General features: G+C 60.7%; 7 protein-coding genes. 3 read left to right on the top strand and 4 right to left on the bottom strand.

Annotated elements, in window-relative coordinates:
• Window positions 1-122 precede the first annotated feature (122 nt).
• The 4 genes from lpdA to aceE all read right to left on the bottom strand — a co-directional run bounded on the left by lpdA (window position 123) and on the right by aceE (window position 7490).
• Complete coding sequence (gene lpdA / locus DFO48_RS03070; protein WP_114862484.1) at window positions 123-1961, bottom strand: dihydrolipoyl dehydrogenase; 1839 nt, start codon at window positions 1959-1961, stop codon at window positions 123-125.
• Between the two features lie 86 nt (window positions 1962-2047).
• Window positions 2048-2923, bottom strand: coding sequence for a hypothetical protein (locus DFO48_RS03065; RefSeq protein ID WP_114862483.1), 876 nt, complete (start codon window positions 2921-2923; stop codon window positions 2048-2050).
• Between the two features lie 139 nt (window positions 2924-3062).
• The gene (gene aceF / locus DFO48_RS03060) at window positions 3063-4757 is read right to left on the bottom strand and encodes a dihydrolipoyllysine-residue acetyltransferase (protein WP_114862482.1); all 1695 of its coding nucleotides are present in this window, start codon (window positions 4755-4757) and stop codon (window positions 3063-3065) included.
• An 18-nt stretch (window positions 4758-4775) separates the two neighbouring features.
• Window positions 4776-7490, bottom strand: coding sequence for a pyruvate dehydrogenase (acetyl-transferring), homodimeric type (aceE, locus tag DFO48_RS03055; RefSeq protein ID WP_003079261.1), 2715 nt, complete (start codon window positions 7488-7490; stop codon window positions 4776-4778).
• 302 nt (window positions 7491-7792) lie between these two features.
• Here aceE and DFO48_RS03050 point away from each other — a divergent pair, with 302 nt between their 5' ends.
• The 3 genes from DFO48_RS03050 (at window position 7793) to folD (ending at window position 12013) form a co-directional block, all read left to right on the top strand.
• The gene (locus tag DFO48_RS03050) at window positions 7793-10360 is read left to right on the top strand and encodes a PAS domain-containing sensor histidine kinase (RefSeq protein ID WP_114862481.1); all 2568 of its coding nucleotides are present in this window, start codon (window positions 7793-7795) and stop codon (window positions 10358-10360) included.
• On the top strand, window positions 10357-11010 hold the full coding sequence (locus DFO48_RS03045) for a response regulator transcription factor (protein WP_003055354.1): 654 nt from the start codon (window positions 10357-10359) through the stop codon (window positions 11008-11010). The genes DFO48_RS03050 and DFO48_RS03045 overlap by 4 nt, the downstream gene beginning before the upstream one ends.
• A 148-nt stretch (window positions 11011-11158) precedes the next feature.
• Window positions 11159-12013, top strand: a complete 855-nt coding sequence (gene folD, locus DFO48_RS03040) for a bifunctional methylenetetrahydrofolate dehydrogenase/methenyltetrahydrofolate cyclohydrolase FolD (RefSeq protein ID WP_114862480.1) — start codon at window positions 11159-11161, stop codon at window positions 12011-12013.
• Window positions 12014-12043: the final 30 nt, after the last annotated feature.

The raw sequence follows: 12043 nt of genomic DNA, 5'->3' as shown, positions 1-12043 counted from the left end.
AAATATAAAAATCAGATATGCCTCCAGCGCTTGCCAATTCAGCGCAAGCAGCCATCAAAGTAAAAAAGGCAGCCCGAAGGCTGCCTTTGTTTTGATCAAGCGATAACGCTTGATCGCTGCGCTTACTTACGCACTGGTGGCACGTCCGTGCAGGAACCATGCGCCACTTCCGCAGCCATGCCGATGCTTTCGCCCAGCGTGGGATGGGGGTGGATGGTCTTGCCGATATCCACGGTATCCGCGCCCATTTCGATGGCCAGGGCGATCTCACCGATCATGTCGCCGGCGTGCGTGCCGACCATGCCGCCGCCCAGGATGCGGCCATGGCCGTGGGCTTCAGGGGAGTCGTCAAACAACAGCTTGGTGAAGCCTTCGTCGCGGCCGTTGGCGATTGCGCGGCCGGAGGCGGCCCAGGGGAACAGGCCCTTCTTGACCTTGATGCCTTGTGCCTTGGCCTGGTCTTCGGTCAGACCCACCCACGCCACTTCGGGGTCGGTATAGGCGACCGAAGGAATCACGCGGGCGTTGAATGCAGCGGAAGCCAGTTCCTTGTTGCCTTGCAACTCGCCTGCGATGACTTCAGCGGCCACGTGCGCTTCGTGCACGGCCTTGTGCGCCAGCATGGGCTGACCCACGATGTCGCCGATCGCGAAGATGTTGGGCACGTTGGTGCGCATCTGGATGTCGACGTCGATAAAGCCGCGGTCTGTCACGGCCACGCCAGCTTTTTCGGCGCTGATCTTCTTGCCATTGGGCGTGCGGCCCACGGCTTGCAGAACCAGGTCATAGGTCTGGGGTTCAGGCACGGTGACGCCGTCCTTGGCAGGAGCAAACGTGACTTTGATGCCTTCGGGCGTGGCTTCGGCACCCACGGTCTTGGTGTTGACCATGATGTTGTCGAAGCGTGGCGCGTTCATCTTTTGCCAGACCTTGACCAGATCGCGGTCGGCGCCCTGCATCAGGCCGTCCATCATTTCCACCACGTCCAGGCGCGCGCCCAGGGTGGAGTAAACGGTGCCCATTTCCAGGCCGATGATGCCGCCGCCCAGAATCAGCATGCGCTTGGGCACTTCCTTCAGGTCCAGGGCGCCGGTGGAATCGACCACGCGGGGGTCCTTGGGCATGAAGGGCAGATGCACGGCTTGCGAGCCTGCAGCGATGATGGCGTTCTTGAACTGAACGATCTTCTTGCTGCCTGTCTTCTCTTGGCCAGAACCAGTGGTTTCTTCCACTTCGATGTGGTTGGCCGACACGAAGTTGCCGTAGCCGCGCACGACGGTGACCTTGCGCATCTTGGCCATCTGGCCCAGACCGCCGGTCAGCTTGCCGATGACCTTTTCCTTGTGGCCGCGCAGCTGGTCGATGTTCACTTCAGGAGCGGCAAACTTCACGCCGGCCACTTCCAGGTGCTTGACTTCGTCCATCACGGCAGCCACATGCAGCAGCGCCTTGGAAGGAATGCAACCCACGTTCAGGCAGACGCCGCCCAGGGTGGCGTAGCGCTCGACCAGCACGACCTTCAGACCCAGGTCGGCAGCACGGAAGGCTGCGGAGTAGCCGCCAGGTCCACCGCCGATAACGACGACGTCGCAGTCCATGTCCACGGTGCCGGCAAAGTTGCTGGCCACAGGAGCTGGAGCGGCAGCCACGGGGGCTGCCACAGGTGCTGGAGCGGCTGCGGCGGGCGCAGGCGCTGCGGCCTGTGCAGGAGCTGCAGCGGCTGCTGCGGCTTCCAGTGTCAGCACCAGCGAGCCTTCGGCAACCTTGTCGCCGACCTTGACCTTGATTTCCTTCACGACGCCGGCGTGGCTGGAAGGAATCTCCATGGAGGCCTTGTCGCTCTCCACTGTGATGAGGGACTGGTCCACGGCCACGGTATCACCGGGGTTGACCAGCAGTTCGATCACGCCCACTTCGGCGAAGTCGCCGATATTGGGTACCTTGATATCGATGAGGCTCATATGCGCTCCTATCTTGGTTTTTGTCTCTGTGCCGCCTGATCGCTCAGGCCGCTCAAACGGTTTATTCGGTCTTTGAAACTGAGCCTTCAGCTCCAGTCAAAGGTCTGCAGCACGGTGCGGCTTTGGGGCTCGTAGAACAGCAGAATTTCGCAGTCGCTACCGGTGAATTCACTGGCATAGGTGCTGGAAATGAATTCAAAGGGCGCGCCGGTTTCCGGGTGGATGGGGTGAATGCCATCGTCGGTGCCGGTGTCGCTGAGCAGCTCGTTGGTGAGGTTGCTCCAGTTACCGCCCCACGCGGGCCCGCCCAGTACGCCGAGCAGATAACGGCCACTCATCGAGTCATAGCAGTCTGTGCCCGGCTCGTACAAAGGCAGCTTGGCGACCTCAGCAGCGTCGTCCCAGGGCTTGGCTGCATTCCAGCCGTGGGTCAGAAAGTCTTGCTTGGCCTGCTCATAGATCGCATGCTGAAGCGCGTAATGCAACTCCATGACGTCGTTCCACGAGTATTTGGCTTCGTGATGCAGCTCAAACGGGGGCTGTGCGCCCAGTTTGACCAGCTCACGGTGCATGTCCCGAACCTCGCGCCAACTGGAATTTTTTTCCGCCCACTCCGCACGGTGTTGCTCGAGCATGAAGTAGCGCCAATCGCCCAGCAGCTCGTACTTGCCTGCGTCGTTCAGCCTGAAGGCCAGCCAGTCGGGCTTGAGCAGCGCATTTCCAAACTCCTCACCTCCCCACTCCCCCACGCGCCCGTCATAGGGCTCACAAGGTGCCAGAAGATGAATCGGCCCACTCCAGCTATCGTCAAGCAGCGCCAGATCGATGGTGACGAGCGGCAGAAGGTGCCGCGCGTATTTCTCGACCGGCTCTGCGAAGACGTCAGCAGCTTCCGGAAAAGGCCGGATGCCGGGGATGACGCCACGCAGATGCTCAATGGGGTACTGTCGAAGGTTCTTCATCTCACTCATGTCACTCACAGACTGGCAAGGTGGGCTCGCAAGGTGAAGCGCAAGAGCATCAAAAAAGATAGCTTCTCGCGCAATTCAGATAAGCGCTGCAGGCCGATTTCATTCAAAACCGGCCTGCCCTGTGACTACCTTACAGCAGGATGCGACGGTAGTCGGCCAGCACGGCACCCAGATAGGCGTTGAAACGCGCGGCGGCTGCGCCGTCAATGACACGGTGGTCGTACGACAGGCTCAGAGGCAGCATCAGGCGCGGCACGAACTGCTTGCCGTCCCACACAGGCTTCATGGCGCCCTTGGACAGACCCAGGATGGCGACTTCAGGCGCATTGATGATGGGCGTGAAGTTGGTGCCGCCGATACCGCCCAGAGACGAAATCGAGAAGCAGCCGCCTTGCATGTCTGCAGCGCCCAGCTTTCCGTCACGGGCCTTCTTGGCCAACTCGCCCATTTCCTGGCTGATCTGCAGAATGCCCTTCTTGTCGGCGTCCTTGAGCACGGGAACGACCAGGCCGTTCGGCGTGTCGGCGGCAAAACCGATGTTGAAGTACTGCTTGTAGACCAGAGTGTCGCCGTCCAGAGAGGCATTGAACTCGGGGAACTTCTTCAGCGCAGCCACCACGGCCTTGATCACGAAAGCCAGCATCGTCACCTTGACATCACTCTTGGCCTTGGCGCTTTCGGCATTGGTCGAAACGCGGAAGGCTTCCAGCTCGGTGATGTCGGCCTCGTCATTGTTGGTGACGTGAGGGATGACCACCCAGTTGCGGTGCAGGTTGGCGCCTGAGATCTTCTTGATGCGCGACAGTTCCTTGCGCTCGACAGCGCCAAACTTGGCGAAGTCGACCTTGGGCCAGGCCAGCACTTCCAGACCGCCGACGTTGCCGCCGGAAGACTTGGGAGCCACAGCCTGCTGAGCCAGGGTCTGCACGGCGCCAGCCATCACCGACTTGGTGAAGGACTGGATGTCTTCTGCCGTGATGCGGCCCTTGTTGCCTGAACCCTTGACTTCTGCCAGAGGCACGCCCAGTTCACGAGCGAACTTGCGCACCGAAGGTGATGCGTGGGGCAGTTGACCCGAGGGAGCCACGGTGGGATTGTGCGCCGGAGCAGCCACAGAAGCCGATGCCACGGGGGCGGAGGCAACAGGAGCAGCTGCCACAGGTGCAGCGGCCTGAGCGGGTGCAGCCACGGGGGCGGCAGCTTGCACAGGAGCGGCAGCGGGCGCAGCGCCCTGCACCGTGATCTGACCGACCACGTCACCGATGTTGACGGTGTCGCCGAGCTTGATGCTCAGCGCGGTGATGGTGCCGGCTGAGGGCGATGGAATTTCCATCGAAGCCTTGTCGGACTCGACAGTGAACAGCGATTGCTCAACGGCCACGGTGTCGCCCACCTTGACCAGCATTTCAATCACAGCCACGTCCTTGAAGTCACCGATATCGGGGATCTTCAGGTCCACGGTCGACGAGGCAGCAGGCGCGGATGCAACAGAAGCAACCGGTGCAGCAGCCACAGGAGCGGCGGCCACGGGCGCAGGTGCTGCAGCCACGGGAGCTGGAGCAGCCGCTGCCGGTGCGGGGGCCGCGTCAGCGGTTTCCAGCACCACGATCACGGAGCCTTCCTTGACCTTGTCGCCCAGAGCGACCTTGATCTCTTTGACCACGCCAGCGTGGCTGGAAGGGATCTCCATGGAAGCCTTGTCGGACTCCACGGTCAGCAGGGACTGCTCGACCTTGATGGTGTCACCCACCTGGACCAGCACTTCGATCACGCCAACTTCGGAGAAGTCGCCGATGTCGGGGACTTTGATGTCTGTCAATGCCATGTTCGATATCTCCCGTTCTTAGGCGTACAGCGGGTTGATCTTGTCGGTGTTGATACCGTACTTCTTGATCGCTTCGGCCACTGTCGTGGCGTTGATCTTGCCTTCATCAGCCAGACCGCGCAGTGCAGCCACGACGATGTAGTGACGGTTGACTTCGAAGTGCTCGCGCAGCTTGGAGCGGAAGTCCGAACGGCCGAAGCCGTCGGTACCCAGCACCTTGTAGGTACGGCCCTTGGGCATGAAAGGACGGATCTGCTCGGCGTAGGCCTTCATGTAGTCGGTCGATGCGACCACCGGACCTGCATGACCAGCCAGCTGTTGCGTCACGAAAGGAACCTTGGCGGCTTCCAGGGGGTGCAGCATGTTGAAGCGCTCCACGTCCTGTCCTTCGCGGGTCAGTTCGTTGAACGATGGGCAGCTCCAGACGTCGGCAGCAACGCCCCAGTCCTGCTCCAGCAGCTCTTGCGCCGCAAACGATTCGCGCAGGATGGTGCCCGAACCCAGCAGTTGCACGCGCAGACCGCTCTCGGGAACCTTCTGACCAGGCTTGACCATGTACATGCCCTTGAGAATCTGCTCTTCCGTGCCGGCTTCCAGACCAGGCATGGGATAGTTCTCGTTCAGCAGGGTGATGTAGTAGAAGATGTTTTCCTGGTTCTGCACCATGCGGCGCAGGCCGTCTTGCATGATGACTGCCACTTCGTGAGCGAAGGTGGGGTCATAGGACACGCAGTTGGGGATGGTGTTGGCCAGGATGTGGCTGTGACCGTCTTCGTGCTGCAGACCTTCGCCGTTCAGCGTGGTACGACCGGAAGTGCCGCCCAGCAGGAAGCCGCGCGCTTGCAGGTCGCCCGCTGCCCAGGCCAGATCGCCAATGCGCTGGAAGCCGAACATCGAGTAGTACACATAGAACGGGATCATGACCCGGTTGCTATGGCTGTAGCTGGTGGCGGCAGCGATCCAGCTGGACATGCCGCCGGCTTCGTTGATGCCTTCCTGCAGGATCTGACCGGCCTTGTCTTCGCGGTAGTACATCACCTGGTCCTTGTCGACCGGCGTGTATTGCTGACCAGCGGGGTTGTAGATACCGATCTGACGGAACAGGCCTTCCATACCGAAGGTACGGGCTTCGTCCACCAGGATTGGCACCACGCGGGGGCCGATGTTCTTGTCGCGCAGCAGCTGCGTCAGGAAACGCACATAAGCCTGGGTCGTGGAGATTTCACGGCCTTCGGGTGTGGGCTCCAGAATCGCCTTGAAGGTGTCCAGCGAAGGAGCAGTGAACTTCTCGTCGGCTTCCTGACGGCGGTGTGGCAGGTAGCCCCCCAGAGCCTTGCGGCGCTCGTGCAGGTACTTCATTTCCGGCGTATCGTCGGCCGGCTTGTAGAAGGGGATGTCAGCGATCTGGCTGTCAGGAATTGGGATGTTGAAACGGTCGCGGAAGGCCTTGATGTCCTCGTCGCTCAGCTTCTTGGTCTGGTGAACGTTGTTCTTGCCTTCACCAATCTTGCCCATGCCAAAGCCCTTGACGGTCTTGACCAGCAGCACGGTAGGCTGACCTTGGGCAGTGTTGGCAGCGGCGAAAGCAGCGTAGACCTTCTGGGAATCGTGGCCACCGCGGCGCAGATTCCAGATTTCGTCGTCGCTCATGTGCTCGACCAGCTTCAGAGCGCGGGGATCGCGGCCGAAGAAATGCTTGCGCACGTAGGCACCATCGTTGGCCTTCATGGCCTGATAGTCGCCGTCGTTGCACTCCATCATGATCTTCTTGAGCACGCCGTCCTTGTCCTTGGCCAGCAGCTCGTCCCAGCCCTTGCCCCAGATCAGCTTGATCACGTTCCAGCCGGAACCGCGGAATTCGCCTTCCAGTTCCTGGATGATCTTGCCGTTGCCGCGCACCGGGCCGTCCAGGCGCTGCAGATTGCAGTTGATGACGAAGACCAGGTTGTCCAGCTTTTCACGAGCGGCCAGACCGATCGCACCCAGCGATTCAACTTCGTCCATTTCACCGTCGCCGCAGAACACCCAGACCTTGCGGTTTTCGGTGTTGGCAATGCCGCGGGCGTGCAGATACTTCAGGAAGCGAGCCTGGTAGATGGCCATCAGTGGGCCCAGGCCCATGGACACCGTAGGGAACTGCCAGAAGTCGGGCATCAACTTGGGGTGAGGGTAGCTCGACAGGCCCTTGCCGTCCACTTCCTGGCGGAAGTTCAGCAGCTGCTCTTCGGAGATACGACCTTCCAGGTAAGCGCGGGCGTAGATGCCGGGCGAGACGTGACCCTGGATGTACAGGCAGTCACCACCGTGGTTTTCATTCTCGGCGTGCCAGAAATGGTTGAAGCCGGCCGCAAACATATTGGCCAGCGATGCGAAGGAGCCGATGTGACCACCCAGGTCGCCACCGTCAGCGGGGTGCAGGCGGTTGGCCTTGACCACCATCGCCATGGCGTTCCAGCGCATGTAGGCGCGCAGACGGCCTTCGATTTCGAGGTTGCCAGGGCACTTGGCTTCCTGGTCAGCCTCGATGGTGTTCACATAGCCGGTATTGGCCGAGAAAGGCATGTCCACGCTGTTCTGGCGAGCGTGTTCAAGCAGATCCTCAATCAGCTTGTGGGCATAGTCCGCACCTTCGCGGTCGATCACCGCAGAGAGGGCGTCCATCCACTCGCGCGATTCTTGTTGGTCCAGGCCGGCAGGCAAGCCAGCGCCTTTGGGATCAGTCTGAGCTGTCATTGTGAGTGTCTCCTTCGAGAGGGGGTAGCTTTATCACGAAGCAGTGAGTGCAGCGTCAACCGGGTGCGGCAAGCGCCACACCGCATGGCACAGCACCTTCGGGTGCTCCCCGGATTAAACCGATTCACTGTGTCGATCGCTGGCAAGTTTCGCACATTTTTTTTGAATTTCAAATTGTGCTTTGTGATTTCACTATATAAAAAAATGCTGCAAATGCACATACAGTGAAGCCTCTATAGATTGTCTTTTACGCGACAGAAATAGTCGCAGATTCCACTGGGTCTCTCCCCTACACTGGAGGCATGCAAACAAGCAATCACGAACGAGAAAAAGAGGATGCAAAAAGCGCGCAATCCGTTGCATCCCCTGTGCGCTGGTGGCGTAGCTGGTGGCGTAGCCTGTCGCCAACCCGTCAGGACCGTTACGCAGCTCTTGCGCCGCTGGCATCCGTGCTTATGTTCATGGCTGCAATCATTGCGTCGTTCTGGTATTTGCGCACGGAAGAAGTGGATCGCGAGCAGGAGGCGCTGCGCCGCGATGTGGAATACGCCCAGCAGCGCGTTCGGCTGCGACTGCTGGAGCGCCAGGAGCAGCTGATGCGCATGGCCCGCGACATCGGCACCCGCGAAATGCGCAAGGCCGACTTCGACGGCCGCACCGAAGCGCTGATCAGCCAGTACCCCGAGCTGCAATCCATCACCTGGATCAACGACAAGCGTCAGGTTTTGTACAGCCAGTCCGCCCCGACAGTGGCCACAGACCAGTTGCGTGCCGTTGGCGAAGGCCTGCATCAGGGCGAAACCCTGCAAGCCTATGAGCAGGCCCGCGAAATGCTGCAGCCCATTTACGTGCAAGAAAGAGCCCAGCCCAACGAGTTGCCGCCACTGCTGCAGCTGCATGTCCCCATCAGCTCCAACAGCCGCTACCAGGGCGAGTTGCTGGCCGAATTTTCGGTGGACAGTCTGCTGCGCTATGGCACGCCCACGGAAGTGATGGCGCGTTACGCCATCACCATGCGCGACGCCGACAACCATGTGCTGGCCGGCACTCCGCTGGCACCGCGCAAGACGCCTACCGAGCTGCTGCACTGGCGTGCCATTGCGAATGAATACGAAGTGCCAGTCTCCCCTGTGGGCACGGCGCTGATGATGCGCGCCCAGGCCTATCAGACCTCGCTGGGCGTAGTCGGCAGCGGCCTGTTCTGGCTGGTGGGCACCTTGTCGGCCATGACGGCCTGGCTGCTGCTGGCCACATGGCGCCACACGCGCCGCCGTCAGCGTGCCCAGGAGGCCCTGGTGGCCGAGACCAACTTCCGCCGTGCCATGGAAAACTCCGTGTTGACCGGCATGCGAGCACTGGATCTGCACGGCCGCATCACCTATGTGAACGCGGCCTTCTGCCAGATGACGGGCTGGAGCGAGAAGGATCTGGTCGGCCAGGTTCCGCCCTATTCCTACTGGCCCGATAACGACTACGACAATCTGCATTCGCAGCTGCGCGAAGAGCTGTCGGGCAAGACCATCGTTGGCGGTTTCCAGGTACGTGTGAAGCGCAAGAACGGCAGCCTGTTCGACGCGCGCCTGTATGTATCGCCGCTGATTGATGCCCATGGCCAGCATACGGGGTGGATGTCGTCCATGACGGACATTACCGAGCCCAACCGGATTCGCGAACAGCTTTCTGCCTCGTACGAGCGCTTCACCATCGTGCTGGAAGCGCTGGATGCCTCCGTTTCCGTGGCACCGCTTGGCAGTGCCGAGCTGCTGTTTGCCAACAAGCTGTACCGCCAGTGGTTTGGTTCGCACACCGAAGGGCATCTGCAGCTGGTCGCCCAGGCCGGCAAACTGCCGATTCGCCACCAGCCCGAAGCCGAGAACGAGGACGGCCTCATGGGCTTGCCCACGGATACGCTGACTGCCGCACGCAGCGAGAATGCCGAGATCTTCGTGCCTAGCCTTGGCAAATGGCTGGAAGTCCGTTCGCGCTATCTGAGCTGGGTGGACGGCCGTCTGGCCCAGATGGTGATTGCCACCGACATCACCCAGCGCCGCCTGGCCGAGGAACAGGCTGCGGCCCAGGCCGAAAAGGCCCAGACCGCCAGCCGCCTCATCACCATGGGCGAGATGGCATCCAGCGTGGCCCACGAGCTCAACCAGCCCCTGACCGCCATCAGCAATTACAGCTCCGGCATGCTGACACGCCTCGAAAACGGCACGCTTACACCCGAGCAGATGAAGTTCGCACTGGAAAAGACGGCACACCAGGCCCAGCGCGCCGGACAGATCATTCAGCGCATCCGCTCCTTCGTGAAAAAGAGCGAGCCCAATCGCATGCTGGCCCAGGTAGGCGAGATGGTGAGCGAGGCGCTGGAGCTGGCCGGTATCGAGTTGCGCCGCCGCAATGTGCAGCTGACCTCGCATATTGCCGAACGCATGCCGCCGGTAATGGCCGATGCCATCCTCATCGAGCAGGTTCTCATCAATTTGATGAAAAACAGTGCTGAGTCAATTGATATGTCCGACCGCCCGCTGGGTCAGCGCAATGTGGAATTGCGCGTGCGCCCCCAGGTCTTTGAAAGCCTGCCGGGGGTGGAGTTCACCGTGGAAGACACGGGCAAGGGCCTGCCGCCGGAAGTGTTGGAACACTTGTTCGAAGCCTTCTTCTCCACCAAGAGCGAAGGCATGGGCATAGGCCTGAACCTTTGCCGCTCGATTGTCGAATCACATCAGGGCCGAATGCATGCCGAGAACCTCTACAATGGAAGCGAAGTCACTGGTTGCCGGTTCTCATTCTGGCTACCGTTGGCAACGGGTGTGGAGACGACAACACTCACCACGACAAGCGAACCCATAAAGAGGACGATTGCATGAGTTTGATTCCCAAAAAAGGCACTGTTTACGTAGTTGACGACGACGAAGCAGTCCGTGATTCGCTGCAATGGCTGCTGGAAGGCAAGGACTACCGCGTACGTTGCTTTGACTCAGCCGAGACCTTTTTGTCGCGCTATGACCCGCGTGAAGTGGCCTGCCTGATCGTCGACATCCGCATGGGCGGCATGACCGGCCTGGAACTGCAGGACCGACTGATCGAGCGCAAGTCTCCTCTACCCATCGTCTTCATCACCGGTCATGGTGATGTGCCCATGGCTGTGAACACCATGAAGAAAGGCGCACTGGACTTCATCCAGAAGCCTTTCAACGAGGAAGAACTGCTGGGTCTGGTCGAGCGCATGCTGGATCACGCCCGCGAAGCCTTTACCGGCCACCAGCAGGCCGCCAGCCGCGATGCGTTGCTGGCCAAGCTCACGGGCCGCGAAGCCCAGGTGCTCGAGCGCATCGTCGCCGGCCGCCTGAACAAGCAGATCGCCGACGATCTGGGCATCTCCATCAAGACCGTGGAGGCCCACCGCGCGAACATCATGGAAAAGCTCAACGCCAACACTGTGGCCGATCTGCTCAAGATTGCACTGGGCCAGGGCCAGACCAGCGCTGCGGCCAAGGCGGCAGCTGCCGTCAATTAAGTGCTCCCCGCGAAATTGGAAGCCATTCCAATCGCGAGATAATCCTAGGAGCACTGGCCAAGCCTCGCGCTTTAGCCAACTCCTATTCTGATAGCTGCTAGTGCTTGTACATCAAGGGCTAGCAGCATTTTTTATTGGTACTCCAGCAATGACAGCCCAACTCATCGACGGCAAAGCACTCTCCGAACAACTGCGCAAGGACGTCGCCACACGCGCGGCAGCACTCAAGGCCAAGGGCATCACGCCCGGTCTGGCCGTAGTTCTGGTGGGCGACAACCAGGCCTCCCAGGTCTATGTGCGCAACAAGGTCAAGGCCTGCGAAGACGTGGGCTTCCACTCGGTGCTGGAAAAGTACGATGCCTCCATGACCGAAGCCGAACTGCTGGCACGTGTCGAAGCGCTGAACAACGACCCCAGCATTCACGGCATTCTGGTGCAGTTGCCCCTGCCCAAGCACATCGACGACCACAAGGTCATCGAAACCATCTCCCCAGCCAAGGATGTGGATGGCTTCCACGTGGCCAGCGCCGGCGCGCTGATGGTCGGCGAAGTCGGCTTCAAGGCCTGCACGCCCTATGGCTGCATGAAGATGCTCGAATCCATCGGTATGAAGGATCTGCGCGGCAAGCACGCCGTGGTCATCGGCCGCTCCAACATCGTGGGCAAGCCCATGGCCATGATGCTGCTGGCCGCCAACGCCACGGTCACCGTCACCCATAGCGGCACCGCCGATCTGGCTGCCATGACTCGCCAGGCCGACATCATCGTCGCGGCCGTGGGCAAGGTCGACGTGCTGACCGCCGACATGGTCAAGCCCGGTGCCGTGGTCATCGACGTGGGCATGAACCGCAACGCCGAAGGCAAGCTCTGCGGCGATGTTGACTTCAACGGCGTCAAGGAAGTTGCCGGCTACATCACCCCTGTGCCCGGTGGTGTCGGCCCCATGACGATTACCATGCTGCTGGTCAACACCATGGAATCTGCGGAACGCGCTACGCGCTGACACCCCCTGAGGCGCTTTCGCGCCTTCCCC

Source organism: Comamonas sp. AG1104 (assembly GCF_003350425.1).
In the GTDB taxonomy this organism is placed as follows: Bacteria; Pseudomonadota; Gammaproteobacteria; order Burkholderiales; family Burkholderiaceae_C; genus Comamonas; species Comamonas testosteroni.
This window is presented reverse-complemented; position numbering and strand designations above follow the sequence as displayed.